An 18,800-nucleotide genomic window follows, 5' to 3' on the forward strand; every position below is an offset into this window, starting at 1 on the left:
ATGAGATTTCCCAATTCGTAAGACCCCTGGAAGAACACCAGGTTGATAGGCTCGGGGTGGAAGCGCGGCAACGTGTGGAGCTGACGAGTACTAATCGGTCGAGGGCTTATCCTAAAGCGAAGCGCCTTCGGGCATGGAGCGGACGGGAAGCAAGCCAGCAAACAACCATGCGCATTCGTTTCGTATCCGGTTATCAAGGCGCAAGCTTTGAACGATGACTGCAAACACATCTGGCTCGTCCGGACAAGCCGTCCGTTCGCAGCGAGGTATGGCGGCGTAGCTCAGCTGGCTAGAGCGTTCGGTTCATACCCGAAAGGTCGGGGGTTCGATCCCCTCCGCCGCTACCATACTTATTTTCCTTCATGGAGGCTTAGCTCAGCTGGGAGAGCATCTGCCTTACAAGCAGAGGGTCGGGGGTTCGATCCCCTCAGCCTCCACCATTCATATCGATCATGGAGCTGTGGTGTAGAGGCCTAACATGCCTGCCTGTCACGCAGGAGACCGCGGGTTCGAATCCCGTCAGCTCCGCCATTTTTCTAAAATCGCATAAAATGTACGGCTCGGTAGCTCAGTTGGTAGAGCAGAGGACTGAAAATCCTCGTGTCGGCGGTTCGATTCCGTCCCGAGCCACCATTTGTTTTTACCGGTATAAGCGAGCGCTCGGGTGCTAAAGCTATCCGGAGGTCACGTGGAGGGTTAGCGAAGTGGCCAAACGCGGCAGACTGTAAATCTGTTCCTTCGGGTTCGGTGGTTCAAATCCATCACCCTCCACCATTTACCCGAGCCATTAGCTCAGTTGGTAGAGCACCTGACTTTTAATCAGGGTGTCGAAGGTTCGAGTCCTTCATGGCTCACCAGTTCACGAACGGCAGACGTGCGAACGTCTGTTTTTTTGTGTTTTCGCCTTTTGGTATGGCGGTCGTCTTATCGGGCAAATTAAAGGTATCCTGTCCGCCGGAGGGCCTGCCATGATGTACATATACGCATTGGGCTTTTCATTTTTGTTCGTTTTTTTGCTGGTTCCTTTTGTCAGGGCCGCTGCGCTTCGCATCGGCTTCGTCGATCGGCCGGCCAGGCGCAAAATCCATAGCCGCCCCGTTCCGCTCAGCGGCGGGGTTGCCTTGTACGCGGGCGTTGTCGCGACGTCTTTCCTCTGGCTAGGGGACTCTCCGCTCGTGTGCACGCTTGCCGTCGGAGGAGGGGCGCTGGTTGCGATCGGGTTGGCCGACGACGCTTTCAAATCGCGCGGCCGGGAATTTCCCGTATGGCCGAGACTCGTGCTTTACGTTGCCGTCGCCCTGCTGCCCGGAGCTTACGGTATTTCGATATCGGGCATTTCCTCCCCTTCCTCGTCGGCGATGATCGTGTTTACCGACGGCTGGGGCCTTTTTTTTACCGCGGTATGGGTGTTTGCGCTGATCAACATGATGAATTTTATCGATGGCATGGACGGCCTCGCTTCCGGCGTTTGCGTCATATCCTCGCTAACCTTGTTCGCGGCGTCGCTGATCGGCCGCCAGGAAGTGACGGCTCTGATCGCGGTCGCGCTGGCGGGCTCGTGCCTGGCGTTTCTGGCGTACAATTTTCACCCGGCGAGAATTTTCATGGGGGATGCGGGGGCGACGTTTCTCGGCTACACGCTTGCGGTGACCGCCATCGAGGGCACGCTCAAGGGAGCGACCTTCCTGTCGCTGCTCGTTCCGCTGCTGGCCTTGGGCGTTCCGATTCTGGACACGGCGGTCGTCTTTACGAGAAGACTGCTGGAGGGCAAAGGACTTCACCGGGCGGACAATTTGCACACTCACCACAGTCTGATGAAATGGGGGCTGACCCAGGTTCAAACCGTTTCCTTCCTTTATTTGATCGCCTCCGTTTTTGCCTTGACGTCCATCGTCATTCTGCTCATTCTCCGTTAGGATGGGTTTAAAAGCCTTTGCCCCTTCGATTATGTTACAATAATGGTAACGAATCGGGGAAAGGGGCGGACCATGGCGTTGATCAAGACGAAGCTGCAGCAGCTGCAGCATTTGTTGGGCGCTCCGGTGACGGCGGGGACGATGAAGAAGGCCGAATGGGAAAGCATCGGCGGCAAAAAGTTTCCCGAGATCGGCGACTACGTTCAACTGGAAGGCGGATGCCTGCTCGCCACGAAAATCGAAACGAAGGAAATCGGCTATATCCGGACCGAAGCCGAGCTGACCCCGCTCGAAAAAGAGCTGCTCAAATGGGCGCTTCAGCAGCAGTCGGGCAAGCCGTCCCCCGTCGCCGGCAGCGACCAGGAGCGTCAGGCGCGCCGCTTGGGCGAATGGATCGAACAGTGCATTTTGTCGGGAGAAACCCGGGTCGAAGTCCCCGATTGGCTGGAAACCCGCGGCAAGCTGTTCGACGGCATGATTCCTTTCCTTCTGCTGAACGACCAAACGGACGAGCGCGAGCCTTCCTACGCCGAACTGGAAAAAGTGCTGCGCTCGTTTATTTCCGACGAAATGATGCTGGTTCCGCTGCAGGAGAGGGAATGGCTTATCCTCGGTTCGGATCGGCTATTGGCGGAAATCGACTCGGGGGAAGGCGACGTGATCGACCGCGAAGAAACGAAAGAGGCGCTCTTTTCGCTGGCTACCGGCTTGCAGCAAATGTTCACCGAGCAGTGGGGCGGGGAATGCTACGTCGCCGTAGGCGAGCCGATGATTCCTACCGAAAGCTTGATCCAGGCCGTCGGCATGCTTCGCGATACGATTTATTTGGGACGGAAGTATCACGTCGGCACGCAAGTCCACGTCCCTTGGGCCATTCACCTGGAGCGGCTGCTGAACGAAATCCCCGACCCGGCGAAAGCCCGGTTCATGGAACAGATGATGCCGCGGCTCGATCTGTTCAACGACGCGGAAACGGTGTCGACGCTGGACGCTTTTTTCGCCATGGATTGCAACGTAAGCGAAACGGCGAAAAGACTATTCATTCACCGCAATACGCTGCTGTACCGGCTCGACAAGCTGAAGCAGGAGACGGGACTCGACGTTCGGTCCTTCAACGACGCGGTTCTTGTCCGCATTATGCTGCTATTGTACAAAGTTACGAAAAGGAAATGAATTTTTTGTACGCTTTGTGCATAGTCATTCGACACCCCTCTGCGGTAAGATAAGAACGTACCTTAAACGAGTCGTTAGGGGGAACTATAAAATGGCAGGCGTACGTTTAGAGCATGTTTATAAAAAATATCCGGGTTCCGACAAAGCTTCGGTAACCGACTTTAACCTCGACATTCAAGATAAGGAATTCCTGGTGCTGGTAGGTCCTTCCGGCTGCGGCAAATCGACTACGCTGCGGATGATCGCAGGTCTCGAAGAAATTTCCGAAGGCAAGCTGTACATCGGCGACCGCGTCGTGAACGACGTCGCTCCGAAAGACCGCGACATCGCGATGGTATTCCAATCCTACGCGCTGTATCCGCACATGAACGTATATCAAAACATGGCTTTCGGCCTCAAATTGCGGAAATTCCGCAAGGACGAAATCGACCGCCGCGTTCGCGAAGCCGCAAAAACGCTGGAAATCGAGCATTTGCTCGACCGCAAGCCGAAGGCTCTGTCCGGCGGTCAACGCCAACGGGTCGCTCTCGGCCGCGCGATTGTCCGCGAACCGCAAGTGTTCCTGATGGACGAACCGCTTTCCAACTTGGACGCCAAGCTGCGTACGCAAATGCGGGCGAGCATCTCCAAACTGATGAAGCGTCTTGAGACGACTTGCATCTACGTAACCCACGACCAAACGGAAGCCATGACGATGGGCGACCGCATCGTCGTTATGAAAGACGGCTTCATTCAGCAAGCGGCTACTCCGGAAGAGCTGTACAACCATCCGATTAACCTGTTCGTCGCAGGCTTCATCGGCGCTCCGGCAATGAACTTCGTAACGGGCCAATTGACGGAAGAAGGCGGCGCCGTTCACTTCAAAGCAACGGGCATCAACGTCGAAATTCCGGAAGGCAGAGCGAAAGTGCTCCGCGGCAAAGGCTACATCGGCCGCGAAGTGATCCTGGGCTTCCGTCCGGAAGACATTCACGAAGAGCCGGTCTTCATCGAGGCTTCGCCGAAATCGATCGTTAACGCAAACATCGAAGTATGCGAAAACCTCGGTCACGAAACGCTCCTGTACTTGGCCGGTCTGGGCAAGGACAGCGTCATCGCTCGCGTCGACGGACGGACCACGCTGCAAGAAGGCCAAAACGTCAAGCTGGCGATCGACATGAACAAGGTTCATCTTTTCGACAAGGACAGCGAGCTCAACATTCTGGAAACGGAATAATAAGCTCTTACCCCCAAGCGCTCGGCCAATCGGCCGGGCGCTTTTATTGCGGTCGGCAGGGATGGCGGACTTTCGACCCCGACTTCAAGCGGCGATTCGGAGCGAACGAACGTTGCTGGCGCTCGTTTTGCGAAGGAATGCTATAAACATTATAACGTTATGTTTAATTTTTCGTTCCGTTGTGTTATCCTTATCCTGAACAAAGGAGCTCCATATGAAAACCGGGCTGCGGAAAGTTGGGATGAGGGAAGTGAACGGTTCTTTCGTGCTGCAAAAAGTGAAGCTGCCGGACGAGCGGGAAATCGACGTCGTCATCCGGAACGGAATCGTGGCGGAAATCGTTCCGGGAGGGAAGGCGAAAGGGGAAGGCGGATTCGACGGCACGGGCCTGTACGTCTCGCCCGGGTGGATCGATCTGCACGTGCATGCGTTTCCGGAGTTCGAGCCGTACGGGGACGAAATCGACGAGATCGGCGTGAAGCAGGGGGTCACGACGATCGTGGACGCAGGCAGCTGCGGGGCCGACCGGATCGCGGAGCTCAGGAAGAGCGCGAAGGGGGCGAGAACGGGCGTATTCGCCTTTTTGAACGTTTCGCATATCGGGCTTGCGCGTGTCGACGAGCTTTCGCGGCTTGCGTGGATCGACGAGGAAAAGGCCGCCGCGGCGGTGCGGGAGAACGGCGATTTCATCGTCGGACTGAAAGCGCGAATGAGCGGCAGCGTCGTCAAGGACAACGGGATCGAGCCGCTGCGGCTGGCGCGCCGAATATCCGGGCGAACCGGGCTTCCGCTCATGGTCCATATCGGCTCGGCGCCTCCCGCGATCGAGGACATTCTTGCCCTGCTGCAAGAACGCGATATCGTCACCCATTATTTGAACGGGAAGCCGAACAATCTGTTCCGCCCCGACGGGACGCCGGTCGAAGGGCTCGCCGACGCGATCCGAAGGGGCGTCCATTTGGACGTCGGGCACGGCACGGCGAGCTTCTCGTTCCGGGCGGCCGAGCAGGCGCGTCGCTGCAGCATCGGGCTGGGGACGATCAGCACCGACATTTACCGCGGCAACCGGCTGGAAGGACCCGTATATGGGATGGCCAACGTGATGAGCAAGTTTCTGAGCCTCGGCTATTCGCTACGGGAAGTCGTGGACGCGGTGACCGTTCGCGCCGCCGCATGGCTGAACAAGCCGGAGCTGGGCCGGATCCGGGTCGGCGACAAGGCGAACCTGACCTTGTTCGAAGTGAAGAAAGGAAAGCGCGTGCTGGTCGATTCCGAAGGGGAGCGCCGATTGGCGGAAGCATATGTCGAAGCGAAAGGGGTAGTGATCGGTGGCAGCTACTATACTTGCTAAATACGGATTGAAGAGGGTCGTGAACGCGAGCGGCCGGATGAGCATTCTGGGCGTCTCGGCGCCGACCGATACGGTGATGGAAGCGATGAAGGAGGGCGGCCAAAACTACGTGGAAATGGCCGATTTGGTCGACAAGGCGGGCGATTACGTCGCCGAAATTCTCGGTTCGGAGGCGGCCGTCGTCGTCAATTCCGCCTCGAGCGGCATCGCGCTGACGGTGGCGGCCGTCGTGACCGAAGGCGATGTCCGCAAAAGCTTGCGCCTCCATCAGGATCCGCTGCCGAAAAACGAGATCATCCTGCTGAAAGGGCACAACGTGCAGTACGGCGCTCCGGTGGAAACGATGGTCTACCTGGGCGGAGGCCGCCTGATCGAGGTCGGCTACGCGAACGAAGGGCGCAAGGAGCACATCGAAGCGGCGATCTCGGAGCGCACCGCCGCCATTCTGTACGTGAAATCCCATCACTGCGTACAGAAAAACGTGATTTCCGCGGAGGAAGCGTGGGAAGTCGCCCAAAGCCGGGGCGTTCCCCTGATCGTGGATGCCGCCGCGGAAGAAGAGCTCCGCAAATACGTGACCTGCTCCGATCTCGCCATTTACAGCGGCTCCAAGGCGATCGAAGGGCCGACTTCCGGGCTCGTCGCCGGCAAGCGCAAATACGTCGACTGGGTGAAGGTCCAGCTGCACGGCATCGGACGCAGCATGAAGGTCGGCAAGGAATCGACGTTCGGCCTGCTGCAGGCGCTGGACGAATATATGCGCAAGGAAGACCGCAGCGAGCGGGAGAAGGAAGCGCTCAAGGCGCTGGACGCGTTGTCCGGGCTGCCCGGCGTGACGGTTTCGATCGTGCGGGACGAGGCGGGACGAGCGATTTATCGCGGGCGCGTTCGGGTGGACGCCCAAGCGGCGGGGGTGACCGCGAAGGAAGTGAACGACGCGCTGCGCGAGGGCGCCATTGCCGTTTACACAAGGGATTACGGAGTCCGGCAGGGGTACTTCGACATCGATCCCCGCTCGCTGCAGGGAGACGATATGGCGGTTATCGTAGCGAGAATAAACGAAATTATCGGAGGGTCGGCCCATGGCTGATTTGCAGAACCGTCTTTACCGAGGCCGCGCGGCGCTGAACGTGCTGGCCGGCAGCGTGCGAAACGCCAAAGAGGTGTTCGCGGCGGCCCGGGGCCATGTCCTCGTCGGCGTGCTGTCCAAACATTACCCGAATGCCGCGGAGGCGGTCGCCGGCATGAAGCGGTACGGGGAGGCGATCGAGGATGCCGTGTCGATCGGCCTCGGCGCCGGCGACAGCCGCCAGGCCGAGGTCGTGGCCGAGATCGCGAAATCGTATGCCGGGGCCCACATCAATCAAGTGTTTCCCGCCGTCGGCGCCACCCGCGCCAACCTGAACGGCTGTCCCGGCTGGATCAACGGCCTCGTTTCGCCCAGCGGCCGCGCCGGCTACGTCAATCTTTCAACCGGGCCGATCAGCGGAAGCGCCTCCGAGCAGGCGATCGTCCCGGTGAAGGCGGCAATCGCGCTCGTGCGGGATATGGGCGGCAACGCGCTGAAATATTTTCCGATGCAGGGCCTGAAGCTGGAGGACGAATACCGCGCCGTGGCGAAAGCGTGCGGGGAGGAAGGCTTCGCGCTGGAGCCGACGGGCGGCATCGACCCGGACAACTTCAGGCCGATCGTCGAAATCGCGCTGCAGGCGGGCGTGCCCCAGGTCATCCCGCACGTCTACTCGTCCATTATCGATCCGGCGACCGGCGATACGAGGACAGGCGACGTGGAAGCGCTGCTCGAGGCGCTGACGGCGCTGGTGGACCGCCATGCCTAAAAAAATCGCGGCCTTCGGAGAAGTGATGATGCGCCTGCAGGTGCCGGGCTTCGATTCCCTCGCGCAAAGCGATACTCTCCGGTACACGTTCTCGGGAACCGGGGTCAACGTCATCTCGGCTCTGTCCCGTTTCGGCCATGAAAGCTACCTCGTCACGACGCTGCCGGACAATCCGGTCGGCGACGCGGCGGTCGCCTTCCTCCGCAAGCTCGGCATCGCGACGACGTACGTCAGCCGGGGAGGGAAGTACATCGGCATGTACTTTCTGGAGAACGGCTTCGGCGTCCGGCCGAGCCGCGTGACGTACGCCGACCGGCAGGGCAGCAGCTTTAACCGGGTGGCGGCCGGGCCGTACGATTTTTCCGAAATCGCCGGGCTCGCCGATTACGTTCATTTCTGCGGCATTACGCTCGCGATGAATGACGGCGTCCGAGAGCAGATGAAGCGGTTTGCCGCGGAAGCGAAGCAAGCCGGGGCTGCGGTCGCGTTCGACTGCAACTATCGGCCGGCCTTGTGGGGCGAGGAAGGCTATGCCGCGGCGAAGCCGCATTACGAGGAGATGCTGGCGCTTGCCGACATCGTGCTGATGAACGAGCGGGACGCGATGCTGACCCTTGGCATGCGGACGAGCGAACGGGATCGAACGGGGCAGTTGAAGGAATTGATTCCCCAGGTCGCGCGGCGATACGGCATCGGAACGATCGCCGGAACGCACCGCGGCGTCAACGGCGACAATTCGCACTCGCTGACCGGCTTTATGTACCGCGAAGGGGAGTTCGTCTTCTCGGACACGCTGACTTTTCAGGTGCACGACCGGATCGGCGCGGGGGACGCCTACGCAAGCGGGATCCTTCACGGCGCGGCAAAGGGGCTTCCTCCCCGGGAGACGGTCGAGTTTGCGGCGGCGGCGGCGATGCTCGCCCATACGGTGGCGGGAGACACGCCGATCGCCACCGAAGCGGAAGTGCTGCGGGCGATGACCGGCGCTTCCCGGGATATCGAAAGGTAGGGAGAAGGCTTGTCGATAACGCGTAAAAAAGGCCCTTTATATTTGCAGGTCAAAAAGATCATCAAGGACCGCATTTTGCACGGAGTCTATCCGCTCGGCACGAACATTCCTTCGGAGCCGCTGCTGGAGAAGGAATTCCAGGTAAGCAAAATGACGATCCGCAGCGCCATGCAGGAGCTGGCCCAGGAAGGCTACGTCGAGAAAAAAAGCGGCGTCGGCACGATCGTGCTGCGAAACACCTCCTTTTCCAAGCTGTCCAAGGGGAAGCGGTTCACGGAAATTTTGGTCGAAGAAGGCCACAAAATCGAAAAAAAAGTGCTGGGCGCAGCGCTCGCGGACATCGAGGAAGGGACGGAGCTCCGCCGTCTGTTCGGAGCGCGCTGCCGGAAAATCGAGCGACTCTACTTTCTGGACGGGGAGCCGTTTATCCATTACATTCATTTCTTTTCCGAAGCCGTATGGCTGGACGAAGCCGCGGGCTTGCCCGACATGCAGTCGCTGTACGATCTGATCGAGGAGAGCCGGATCGAGCTGGAAAGCTTCCGGGACCGCTTTACGGTCGGCTTCGCTTCGGCCGAGACCGGAAAGCTGCTGGGGGTGCCCGAAGGCGCGCCGCTGCTGAAGCGGCTGCGGTATTCGTTCGACGTCGAAGGCAACGCCGTCGAGCACAGCGTCGGGTTCTACAACACCGAGCTGCAGCATTACTTGGTAAACTACGATGCGTAAACGCCGTTGTGCCGCCGCAACGGGCGCGCCGCGAAAATCAGGCGCGCCCGTTTTCGGCTATCGGCTTCGAACGGCGCTTAAGCCCGCTCGCCTTCGGGCAGCAGCTCCAGCTCGATAACCGTATCCCATTCGTCGGGCAGCTCCGCCCCCTTCAGCAGGATGAACGCTCCGGTGTCGGTGTCGGAGTAGTGGTCGGCCATCCACGGCACCGATACGCTCAGTTCGGAGCCGTCGCGGAGCAGGCGGGCTTGTTTGATTTTCCCTTTGAGCCCCTGGAAGTAGATCGGTCCGATGCCGCGATCGTAGACGTGCGCGTACAGCTTGTCGCCCTTCCGCGTATAACGGCCCCATTCCGGCTTCGGCAGCTCCGACGCGCCGCACCCGTAAATGCTGTCGCCGTTCCGCCGCAGCCATTCCCCGACCCCGGCCAGCGCGTCCAGCGATTCGCGCGGAATTTCGCCCTTCGCGTCCGGACCGACGTTGAGCAGCAGGTTGCCGTTTTTGCTGACGCATTCGACGAGCGCGCGGACGATGTGCATCGGCGGCTTGAACGCCCGGTCCTCCGCGTAATAGCCCCAATTTTCGTTCAGCGTGATGCACGCCTCCCACGGAAGCGGCCGGCCGTTCGCATCGACGATGCCGCCCGGCGGAATGATCTGCTCCGGCGAATAGAAGTCGCCGGCATACGATTCCGGCAGCTTCGCATTGATATTGCCGAGCCGGTTGTCGATGACGACGTGGGGCTGAAGCGACCGGATCATGCCGACGAGCTCGGACGCCTTCCACTTTTCGCCGGTCATGTCGTCGTAGGAAAAATCAAACCACATGATGTCGATTTTGCCGTAGGTCGTCAGCAGCTCCTTCACCTGGCCGTGCATGTACGCGACATAGCGGTCGAAATCGATCGGCTTGTCCCTGAACGCCTCATTGTCCCGCTCGGGATGGTAGCGGTCGCCGTAAGCCGGATAATCGTCATGATGCCAATCGATCAGCGAATAATAAAAGCCGATGCCGAGTCCTTCCGCCCGGAACGCGTCGACGTATTCCCGCACCAGATCGCGGCCGGCCGGCGCGTTCGTCGCCTTGTACTCGGTCAGCCCGCTGTCGAACAGGCAGAAGCCGTCGTGGTGCTTCGTCGTCAGCACGGCGTACTTCAGCCCGGCCTCCCTGGCCGCCCGCGCCCAGGCTTTCGGATCGTAGCGGGACGCGTCGAATTCCGCGAAATAGCGCTCGTATTCCGCCTTGCTTATCCTTTCGTGACTGCGAACCCATTCGCCTCGGGCGGGAATCGCATACAGCCCCCAATGGATAAACAGGCCGAACCGGTCATGCAAAAACCGCTTTGTTCTTTCTTCTCTCGTCATCAAGCGCGTTTCCTCCCGTCTTGTCGGAAGGTCCGCTCCGCAAGGGGAGCGGGGCCTTCCGTTCGTCAATAAGCTTTACTGCATCGCCGAGTAGGCTTCCTGATAAATTTCGATCAGCCGGCCAAGGTTCATGTTGTCGAGCGTTTTGACATAGGTGTCCCAATCCTTGTCGAGATCGGCGTCGCCGAGAACGAAGCGGGCCATCATTTCATCGACATAGTCGTTGATCGTCTTCGCCAGATCGGCGGATTCGGTCGCCTGTTCGTTCGTCATGAACAGCGGCGGCACGGAAGAGACGTCGGTCGGTTTGTACGGCTCGTAATTGTTTTTCGTTTCGTTGTACAGGATGACTTCCAGATCGTCGTCTCCCTTGGCGACCGCGCTCAGGCGGAACTCGTTGGAGCGGAGCGACGGGCCGGTCTGCGCCCAATGAACGTTTTGCACTTTTCCGAACGGCTCGACCTCCGCCCACTTTGCCGGTTCTCCGTTGATGCCGAGCTCATCGGCTTCCGCTTCGCGCCATTCCGTGCCCGGGCGGCCGTAGTTGCTGCGCAGCGTATGCTCGTACTCGTACAATCCGTCCGCCCAGCGGAAGGCGATTTCCGGATTTTTGGCCTTGTCGGTAATAATGAAGGTTCCGGGCACCAGGATCGCGGGATCGTTCGGCGCGTACCGGACGCCGGCGGGTCCTTCGAGCGGCGGCACCGTTACGTATTCCGCCCATCGGCCGCTGTCGCCGAGCAGCTGCGTGAACGCGGCCGTCGTGCCGCCCGTCGAAGCGCCGAGCAGCACCGTATCCGGGTTTTCGCCGAGCTGAATGAGCTGGTTGTTGTCCTGGGTGAACGATTCCGAGGTCAGCAGGCCGTCTTCATAAAGCTTGTTCAGATATCGAAGCCCTTCCTTCCATTCCGGCTTGTTGTACGCGACGTCTAGCTTGCCGTCCTTTACGAACAGATGCTTCGTGTCGCCGTACATCGGATTGTAGATATAGGAATTCATCAGGTACGCGTCGATCGGCGATCCCCACGCTTTGTTCGTGATAGAGAGCGGAACCTCGTCCGCTTTGCCGTTGCCGTTCGGGTCCTGCGTCTTGAACGCCATGAGCACGTCGTAAAATTCGTCGGTCGTCGTCGGGACATCGAGTCCGAGCTTGTCGAGCCAGGGCTTGTAAATCCACATTTTCTGGTTCATCGAGCAGTGGTAGCATTCGTTGATTTCCGGCAGCGAATAGATGGAGCCGTCCGGCGCCGTAATCGCTCTCTTGACCTCGGGTTTGTCCGTGAACAGCTTCTTCGTCTGCACGCCGTATTTCTCGATCAGATCGTTCAGCGCGATAAAGGTGCCCTCCGAACCGTAGATCATTTGCTGGGAAGGCGGAACGTTGAGGCCAAGAATCACATCCGGATAATCCCCGCCGGCAAGCACAAGGTTCAGCTTTTCCTGCAAGCTTTGCTCCGGCACGACTTCCCATTCGATATGGACGTTCGTTTTTTCTTCGTACCACTTCGTGAATTCGTTCGTCGCGAAATCTTCGACGAGCGGATTGCCGCGGACCATCACTTTCAGCGTCGTTTTTTCCTTGACGATCGGGTACGTTCCCGCCTCGGTCAGATTGGCGGCGGCAGAGCCGGAAGCCTCGGACGAGCGGGATGTCCCGTCGCCGCCGCCGGAACAGGCCGCGAGAACGAACGTCAACAGCAGAATGGCGGAAAGAAGACCCGGGTAACCTTTTTTCATAGATATCCTCCTATACGGGCTTGAGTTGCCGTCGGGCATCGGTTCCCGCCGCGGGCGTTATCCTTTGACGGAACCGATCATGACGCCCTTGACGAAGAACTTTTGCACGAACGGATACACGATAAGCAGCGGGAGCGACGTAACGACGATCAGGGAATATTTCAGCAGCTCGCGCAGCCCCTGTCTGGCCGCAGCGGTTTTGACGTCTCCGAGCATGTCGACGTTCACCTCGTTTTGCACGAGAATGTCGCGCAGAATGAGCTGCAGCGGATACAGGTCGGGATTTTTCAAATAAATCATTGCGTTGAAATACTGGTTCCAGTGCCCGACGGCGTAGAACAGCGCGATAACGGCCAAAATCGGGCCGGACAGCGGCAGCACGATTCGCGTAAGAAACCGAAAGTCGCTACACCCGTCAAGCTGGGCCGCTTCCAGCATTTCGTAAGGAATCGTCGTCTGGAAGTAAGTTCTCATAATGATGACGTTCCATACCGACAGCGCCGTCGGCACGATCATCGCCCAGATCGTATCGAGCATGTTCAGCTCCTTGACGAGCAAGTAATTCGGAATAAGGCCGCCGTTGAACATCATGGTGAAAACAAACAGCAGCATGAAGCCGGCTCTTCCCCTGAAATCCCGGCGCGACAGCGGGTACGCGGCCATGATCGTCAGCGCAACGTTGAGCAGCGTGCCGAGCGCCGTATACATGACCGTATTGAGAAAGCCCCGAACGACATTGCCGTTTTGGAATATCGCCTCGTACCCGTCCAGCGACGGTTCGACCGGCCACAGCCAGACGCGTCCGGACAAAACCGCGCTCGTGGAGCTGAACGACGCGCTGAACACGTAGATCAGCGGATAGGCTACGGCGATCAGCGCAAGCGTAAGCAGGATCGCGTTAACGATATTGAACAGCCGATCCCCTTTGGACTCTTTGATGACCCGTTGATTCATCCTGCCATGCCTCCTACCATAAGCTTTCCTGGCCGAGCTTCTTGGCCGAGGCATTGACGACGACGAGCAGGATGAAGCCGATGACCGCTTTGAACAAACCGATCGCGGTCGCATACGAGAAGTTGAGCGCCTGCGACACGAGCCCCACCTTGTACACGTAAGTGTCGATCACCTCGGACGTCCGCAAATTCAGCGAATTTTGCATCAGCAAAATTTTTTCGAAGCCCGTCTCCATCACCGAGCCCGTATTAAGAATGAGCATGATGACCGCGATCGGCATAATGCCGGGGATATCGATGTGCCAGATGCGCCGAGCTTTGGAGGCGCCGTCGATGACCGCAGCCTCGTGAAGCGAAGGATCGATCCCGGAAAGCGCTGCCAAAAAAATGATGCAAGAGAATCCGACGTTTTGCCAAATGTGCGACCAGACGTAGATCGACTGGAACAACGACGCTTCGGCCATAAAGTTGATCGGCTCGACGCCGAACAGGCCCAGGATCTGGTTGACGACGCCCGTGCGGGGGTCGAGGAACTGCAGCAGCAGCCCGACCAGCACGACGAGCGAAATAAAATACGGGGCATACGTGATCATCTGCACCGTTTTTTTGAAACGCTCGCTGCGCGCGTAATGAAGCCCGACCGCGAGCAAAATCGGAAAAGGAAAGCCCGCGATCAGCATATAGAAACTGATGGAGAGCGTATTGCGCAGCAGCCGCCAAAATTCGTACGAATTGAAAAACCGTTCGAACTGGTCGAAGCCGACCCAAGGACTGCCGAAAAAGCCTTTGGATATCGTGAATTGCTTGAACGCGATGACGTTGCCGAACATCGGCACGTATTTGAACAAGACGATATACAGAAGAGGCAGCGCGAACAGCGCGTACAATTGCCAACCCCTTCTCCAATCCTGCACCCATCTCAAGCGGCGGTTCCCCCTTTGCGCCAGATGAAAGAAAGCTTCGTTTGCCGGCCGGCGATTTGAAGTATAAGGGGGGGGCATGGGGAGCGTAAAGCGGAAGATTTCATCCGTTGCGCAATCGTTTAGAATCGCATGAAAGCGCTGTTATTCCATATTCAAGCGCTGTGCGTTTTTTTAGAACCCGCCCGGGGCGCGGGGCTTTCGCATTTTCCGGTATTCGGTCGCGCTCAGTCCGTTGGCCCGCTTGAACGCCCGGCCGAACGTGTTGAGGGAGTAGTAGCCTACCCGGGCGGCTACCTCGTTCACGGGCATGTCGCTCTCCTCGAGCAGCCGCTTCGCGTGCTTCATGCGTTCGTTTTCCAGATAGTCCGAAAAGTTGACCCCGGTTTGTTCTTTGAAAAAGTAGGAAACGTACGCCTCGGAAATGCCGAACCTTTCCGCCAGCTTGCTCAAGCTTAGATCGGTTTGCATGTAATGCTCGTCGAGATGCCGAATCAGCTCTTCCTTTAATCGCGTGTTGTGGCTTTTTTTGCGATCGTTCATGTTGCGGCTCATCTGCAGAAACGCGTCCGCCAGTTCCTTGAACGCGTCTTTGGCCGAACGCCCGGATTCGGCGGCCGCAAGCGCCCTGTCCAGCTCCTCGGAGCCGAGACGGTCGTCCGGCTGCGTCTGCTCAATGCATTTGAGCAGCGTGCCGCTCATTTCGCCGAGCAAAATGCGGCCGACGCCCGCGGGCATGCCGCTTCCCTCCAGGTTGCTTTTCCGGATCAGCTCGAGCAGTGCCCCGGTTTCTTCGACATCGCCCGATTTGACCAGATTGATCAGCCGCTGCTCGACGTCGGGCGGATAATAATACGCCGGCAGGGGAGGAGCGTCGTCGTCGCGGCAGACGACCGGACGCGCTTCCGTCCAGGTTGTCCGCTGCAGGAGCAGCCGGGCCTCCTCGTAAGAACGGCTGATTTCCGTCAATCGGGAATAGCAGCCCCCGACGGCCGCGTATGCGGCGATGTTGAGCGTTCCGGCGAGCCGGGCGCGCAGTTCCTTGAGCTTGTTCAGGCATTCGGAAAGAAAGGCGGCGGATGTCGGAGCGTCGCCGTTGAGCACCAGCGCGACCTGGTTTTCTCCCAGATCGTGCGCCGACATTGAGCCCCCGTACGCTTGGTCGACGACGTCGCGAACGGCCATTTTGCGAATTTCGAGCTCGGTCAGCATTTCCTCGTTGTACGTGCCGTCATAGCCGGAGATCGCAAGCACGGCGACGGCGAAATAGTCCCCTTCCCACTGCAACCTCGAGTGCTCCATGGCCAGGACGATATCTTTGTCGGAAGCGAACTGCCCCCGCAGCAGCCGCTCGTAAAAACCGCTGCGGATCAGCGGCGCCTGCTGCTCCAGCTTTTCCTCCAGGGAGTTGTTGCGATAGACGAGACCGGCGACCGAGGTTCGGACGTCATCCCAGGTGCTCCGGGGCTTCCCGTTCGTTCCGTTGGCGTGCTGCGCCGGCAGCGCGCGAAGCAGCAGCCACAGCGGCCGGCTGTTGCGGTAGGCGAACAGCGCCGCGGCGATAAGGCCAAGGGTGACGCCCAGCGCGATAATCGTCAGAATGAGCTGTTCGAAATAGTGCACCTTGTGCAGCACGACCGATTCCGGCTGCGCCGATACGTAAGTCCACCCGTTAATTTGCGATGTGGTGCGGGTAACGAGCATGCGGCGGCCGTCGATTACGACGGAAGAGAAACCGTCGGGCAAATCGGCCGCCCACGCGATGGAGGCGAAGCCCCCCGTGCCGCTGATCGCTTGCCCTCGGTCGTCGGTAATGAACGCGAACCCTCCGGAACCCGGCACCAGCTTGCGAAGCATGCTCTGGATCTGGGAGTTGTCGATGAGCATCAGTACGAGGGCGGCGCGGTCCTTCGTGCCGAACGACTGCAGGTAGGAAACGACCGACTGCCGCTTTCCGTCGTAAACGGCGGACTGACCGGGCATGAACGTCCGATACCGGTACCGGTCGGACAGCTCGCTTCTCCACCGTTCGAAGCTGAAGCCATCGTATTGGAATTTCAAATCGTAAAATTGCCGCAGCGTATATACTTTGTGGGGGGATACGGCGAGGTCTATGTCGGGGTAGACGATGTAATAGTCGAGAATGAAATGGTTGAACAGCGGATAATCGAACAAGCCCTTCTGCAGCTCGAGAATGCGCGCCGGATTCGTTCCGGCGAACGGGTCGCCGACATAGGGGAACGATCTCGCTTTCGTGCTGCCGGCGACTTGCTCGGAGATCGTTTCGATTTCCTCGAAACGCCGATCGAGGGTTTCCTTGGTTTGCGCCATGATAGCGTAAGCGGTTTCATTTGTTTGATTTTCAACGAGCGCCGCCGTGCGGCCGTAAGCGTACAGCCCGACGGCCACGAAGCCGGCCAGCAGGACCGCGTAGGGTACGAAAAAATGCGCCAACACTTTCACTTTTCGATTTACTTTGGACATAAGGAGATCTCTCCCGGGCTCGGTGTCGATACGGCCGTGACCGATAAGGTTCAGTGTAAGGAAAAACGACGGCCTTGACAATAAAGAAAATAAACGGGCGCGCGAAAGCGAATCGTTCGGCCGGCGAGCGGATTGCATTGATTTCCGGCGGTATTTTCGATACGATGAATAAATAAACGGATGGGAAGGGAGCTGTACGATGGCCAAGAAAGTAAGAGTATCCGAACTCGTGCAGCAGTTCCAATTGGAAGTGGTGGCGGGCGCGGACGGCCTGCGCCGCACGATCGAGACCGACGACCTCAATCGGCCCGGCTTGGAGATGGCCGGCTATTACGATTATTATCCGGTGGATCGCGCCCAAATCCTGGGCAAGACCGAGCTGGCCTTCCTCGAAACGCTCACTTCCGACGAACGGCGGGAGCGGCTCGAGCGCATCTGCGCGGACGAAACCCCCTGCATCATCATCACCCGCGGCATCGAGGCGCCGGAGGAGCTTGTCGGCGTGGCGAACGAGCGCAATTTCCCGGTGCTGCGCAGCGGAATGGCCACGACGATTCTGATCAGCCGCATCACGAACTTTCTCGAAAAGAAATTGGCCCCGACCGCCACGATCCACGGCGTTCTGGTCGACGTGTACGGGGTCGGCATGCTCATCACGGGCGGCAGCGGCATCGGCAAAAGCGAAACGGCGCTGGAGCTCGTCAAGCGCGGCCACCGGCTGGTCGCCGACGACGCGGTCGAAATCCGCCAGACGGCGGACAACCAGCTGTACGGCAACGCCCCGGAGCTTATCCAGCATTTGCTGGAAATTCGCGGGTTGGGCATTTTGAACGTCATGACGCTGTTCGGAGCCGGCGCCGTCCTGACGCAAAAGAAAATCAGCCTCGTCATCAAGCTGGAAAACTGGCAGCAGGAGAAGCAATACGACCGGCTCGGCCTGGACGAGGAGACGACGCGCATCATCGAGTCGGATATTCCGCTCGTTACCGTCCCGGTGCGTCCCGGACGGAACCTGGCGGTCATCCTGGAAGTGGCCGCGATGAATTACCGCCTCAAGCGGATGGGCTTCAATGCGGCCCAACAGTTTACCAACAAGTTGACGGAAGCGATCGCGGACGAAGACTACGATTAATTACGGCCGCCCGCGGCATCCGCGGGCGGGAGGAGACGGAGGAGACGGATGTTGCCGTTGGCGTTGAACCCCATTGCTTTTTCGATCGGGCCGATTTCGGTGCACTGGTACGGAATTATTCTTGGATTGGCCGCGCTTGTCGGGTTGCTGCTCGCCATCCGGGAGGGGAAAAGGTTCGGAATTCCTTCCGATTTTTTCCTCGACCTGCTGCTGTTCGGAGCCCCGTCGGCGATTATCGCCGCGCGTTTGTATTACGTCATCTTCAAATGGGACTACTATAGCGAGAATCCCGGGGAAATCATCCAAATCTGGGAAGGCGGCATCGCCATTTACGGCGCCATTATCGGGGCGCTCATTTGCGGGTACATTTACAGCCGGAAAAAAGGGTACTCTTTTATCCGCATTCTCGACATTTGCGTTCCGTCCTTGCTGGCGGGGCAAATGATCGGACGCTGGGGCAACTTCGTCAATCAGGAAGCGTACGGCGGGGAGGCCGGCGAATCGTTTTTGCGGGATACGCTGCGCCTGCCCGGTTTCATCGTCGACCAGATGAACGTGAACGGCACGTATGTTCACCCTACTTTTTTGTACGAGTCGTTGTGGAGCCTTGTCGGCCTGATCCTGCTGTTCGTCGTAAGGAGACGGAAATTCCTCCGGGTCGGCGAGCTGTCCGTCCTCTATTTCGCCTGGTATTCGATCGGCCGTTTCTTTATCGAAGCGCTTCGGACGGACAGCCTTGCGTTCAAGGGACCGGACTGGCTCGCTTCGCTGCTGGATTCGATCTGGTCGCCGATGGGCTGGCTCGGCTTCGAGCAGGGCTATCTGGACCCGGTGTACGGCAATGTCCGCAGCTCGCAGCTGCTGGCGTTGCTCATCGTGATCGCGGCCATCGTCTTTATCGTCGTGCGCCGGTCCAACGGGACGGCTCAGGAGCGCTACTTGGATCCGATCGAACGCCGCGTCGCGCCTTCGGCGGGCGGC

Annotated in this window: 14 protein-coding genes, 6 tRNA genes, 1 rRNA gene and 1 pseudogene; 17 read left to right on the forward strand and 5 right to left on the reverse strand. The window is 58.9% G+C overall.

Annotated features, from left to right (window positions below; all coding sequences use genetic code 11):
* From B7E11_RS01110 to B7E11_RS01180, 15 genes are all read left to right on the forward strand, one after another.
* A 23S ribosomal RNA gene (locus tag B7E11_RS01110) occupies window positions 1–114 on the forward strand; the annotation flags it as partial.
* Window positions 115–270: 156 nt separating this feature from the next.
* Window positions 271–347, forward strand: a tRNA-Met gene (locus B7E11_RS01115).
* 17 nt (window positions 348–364) lie between these two features.
* A tRNA-Val gene (locus tag B7E11_RS01120) sits at window positions 365–440 on the forward strand.
* Between the two features lie 14 nt (window positions 441–454).
* Window positions 455–531 (forward strand) — tRNA-Asp (locus tag B7E11_RS01125).
* A 26-nt stretch (window positions 532–557) separates the two neighbouring features.
* Window positions 558–633 (forward strand) — tRNA-Phe (locus B7E11_RS01130).
* A 57-nt stretch (window positions 634–690) separates the two neighbouring features.
* Window positions 691–774, forward strand: a tRNA-Tyr gene (locus tag B7E11_RS01135).
* A gap of 7 nt (window positions 775–781) precedes the next feature.
* Window positions 782–857, forward strand: a tRNA-Lys gene (locus B7E11_RS01140).
* 111 nt (window positions 858–968) lie between these two features.
* Window positions 969–1,916: an MraY family glycosyltransferase gene (locus tag B7E11_RS01145; RefSeq protein WP_080831813.1), complete on the forward strand. Its 948-nt coding sequence runs from the start codon at window positions 969–971 to the stop codon at window positions 1,914–1,916.
* Window positions 1,917–1,988: 72 nt separating this feature from the next.
* Window positions 1,989–3,089, forward strand: coding sequence for a PucR family transcriptional regulator (locus B7E11_RS01150; protein ID WP_240353210.1), 1,101 nt, complete (start codon window positions 1,989–1,991; stop codon window positions 3,087–3,089).
* Between the two features lie 91 nt (window positions 3,090–3,180).
* Window positions 3,181–4,305, forward strand: a complete 1,125-nt coding sequence (locus B7E11_RS01155; protein ID WP_080831814.1) for an ABC transporter ATP-binding protein — start codon at window positions 3,181–3,183, stop codon at window positions 4,303–4,305.
* 250 nt (window positions 4,306–4,555) lie between these two features.
* Entirely contained in the window at window positions 4,556–5,656 is a 1,101-nt protein-coding gene (locus tag B7E11_RS01160; RefSeq protein ID WP_176220568.1) for an amidohydrolase/deacetylase family metallohydrolase, read from the forward strand.
* 37 nt (window positions 5,657–5,693) lie between these two features.
* Entirely contained in the window at window positions 5,694–6,746 is a 1,053-nt protein-coding gene (locus B7E11_RS01165; protein WP_240353596.1) for a DgaE family pyridoxal phosphate-dependent ammonia lyase, read from the forward strand.
* Window positions 6,739–7,494 carry a 2-dehydro-3-deoxy-phosphogluconate aldolase gene (gene dagF, locus B7E11_RS01170; protein WP_080831816.1) on the forward strand — a complete coding sequence of 252 codons (756 nt, stop codon included), beginning with the start codon at window positions 6,739–6,741 and terminating at the stop codon, window positions 7,492–7,494. Before B7E11_RS01165 ends, dagF begins: the two co-directional genes overlap by 8 nt.
* Complete coding sequence (locus B7E11_RS01175; protein WP_080831817.1) at window positions 7,487–8,503, forward strand: sugar kinase; 1,017 nt, start codon at window positions 7,487–7,489, stop codon at window positions 8,501–8,503. The genes dagF and B7E11_RS01175 overlap by 8 nt, the downstream gene beginning before the upstream one ends.
* A gap of 9 nt (window positions 8,504–8,512) precedes the next feature.
* Window positions 8,513–9,229, forward strand: coding sequence for a GntR family transcriptional regulator (locus B7E11_RS01180; protein ID WP_080831818.1), 717 nt, complete (start codon window positions 8,513–8,515; stop codon window positions 9,227–9,229).
* A 77-nt stretch (window positions 9,230–9,306) separates the two neighbouring features.
* On the opposite strand, the gene B7E11_RS01185 is transcribed toward B7E11_RS01180, so the two are convergent.
* The 5 genes from B7E11_RS01185 to B7E11_RS01205 form a co-directional block, all read right to left on the reverse strand.
* Window positions 9,307–10,593 carry an alpha-L-fucosidase gene (locus B7E11_RS01185; RefSeq protein ID WP_080831819.1) on the reverse strand — a complete coding sequence of 429 codons (1,287 nt, stop codon included), beginning with the start codon at window positions 10,591–10,593 and terminating at the stop codon, window positions 9,307–9,309.
* A 75-nt stretch (window positions 10,594–10,668) separates the two neighbouring features.
* The gene (locus B7E11_RS01190; protein WP_080831820.1) at window positions 10,669–12,330 is read right to left on the reverse strand and encodes an ABC transporter substrate-binding protein; all 1,662 of its coding nucleotides are present in this window, start codon (window positions 12,328–12,330) and stop codon (window positions 10,669–10,671) included.
* A gap of 57 nt (window positions 12,331–12,387) precedes the next feature.
* Window positions 12,388–13,284, reverse strand: a complete 897-nt coding sequence (locus tag B7E11_RS01195) for a carbohydrate ABC transporter permease (protein ID WP_080831821.1) — start codon at window positions 13,282–13,284, stop codon at window positions 12,388–12,390.
* A gap of 13 nt (window positions 13,285–13,297) precedes the next feature.
* Window positions 13,298–14,170 carry an ABC transporter permease subunit gene (locus tag B7E11_RS01200; protein ID WP_080831822.1) on the reverse strand — a complete coding sequence of 291 codons (873 nt, stop codon included), beginning with the start codon at window positions 14,168–14,170 and terminating at the stop codon, window positions 13,298–13,300.
* A gap of 207 nt (window positions 14,171–14,377) precedes the next feature.
* Window positions 14,378–16,687 carry a helix-turn-helix domain-containing protein gene (locus B7E11_RS01205; RefSeq protein ID WP_176220562.1) on the reverse strand — a complete coding sequence of 770 codons (2,310 nt, stop codon included), beginning with the start codon at window positions 16,685–16,687 and terminating at the stop codon, window positions 14,378–14,380.
* Between the two features lie 199 nt (window positions 16,688–16,886).
* Between B7E11_RS01205 and hprK the strand changes: the two genes are divergently transcribed.
* Together hprK and lgt are read left to right on the forward strand one after the other, a co-directional pair.
* A complete protein-coding gene (gene hprK, locus B7E11_RS01210) occupies window positions 16,887–17,819 on the forward strand; it encodes an HPr(Ser) kinase/phosphatase (RefSeq protein ID WP_080831824.1) in 933 nt (310 codons plus the stop codon).
* Between the two features lie 48 nt (window positions 17,820–17,867).
* Window positions 17,868–18,770 (forward strand): annotated as a pseudogene (gene lgt / locus B7E11_RS01215) (prolipoprotein diacylglyceryl transferase); the annotation flags it as partial.
* Window positions 18,771–18,800: the final 30 nt, after the last annotated feature.

It is taken from the genome of Cohnella massiliensis, assembly GCF_900169535.1.
Classification (GTDB): Bacteria; Bacillota; Bacilli; order Paenibacillales; family Paenibacillaceae; genus Cohnella; species Cohnella algarum.

Bases quoted from the DNA above. Each gene is read 5' to 3' on its own strand.
- B7E11_RS01150 (WP_240353210.1), top strand. From the start codon at position 1,989: ATGGCGTTGATCAAGACGAAGCTGCAGCAGCTGCAGCATTTGTTGGGC.
- B7E11_RS01185 (WP_080831819.1), bottom strand. From the start codon at position 10,593: ATGACGAGAGAAGAAAGAACAAAGCGGTTTTTGCATGACCGGTTCGGC.
- B7E11_RS01145 (WP_080831813.1), top strand. From the start codon at position 969: ATGATGTACATATACGCATTGGGCTTTTCATTTTTGTTCGTTTTTTTG.
- B7E11_RS01205 (WP_176220562.1), bottom strand. From the start codon at position 16,687: ATGTCCAAAGTAAATCGAAAAGTGAAAGTGTTGGCGCATTTTTTCGTA.
- B7E11_RS01175 (WP_080831817.1), top strand. From the start codon at position 7,487: ATGCCTAAAAAAATCGCGGCCTTCGGAGAAGTGATGATGCGCCTGCAG.
- hprK (WP_080831824.1), top strand. From the start codon at position 16,887: ATGGCCAAGAAAGTAAGAGTATCCGAACTCGTGCAGCAGTTCCAATTG.
- dagF (WP_080831816.1), top strand. From the start codon at position 6,739: ATGGCTGATTTGCAGAACCGTCTTTACCGAGGCCGCGCGGCGCTGAAC.
- B7E11_RS01155 (WP_080831814.1), top strand. From the start codon at position 3,181: ATGGCAGGCGTACGTTTAGAGCATGTTTATAAAAAATATCCGGGTTCC.
- B7E11_RS01195 (WP_080831821.1), bottom strand. From the start codon at position 13,284: ATGAATCAACGGGTCATCAAAGAGTCCAAAGGGGATCGGCTGTTCAAT.
- B7E11_RS01165 (WP_240353596.1), top strand. From the start codon at position 5,694: ATGAGCATTCTGGGCGTCTCGGCGCCGACCGATACGGTGATGGAAGCG.
- B7E11_RS01190 (WP_080831820.1), bottom strand. From the start codon at position 12,330: ATGAAAAAAGGTTACCCGGGTCTTCTTTCCGCCATTCTGCTGTTGACG.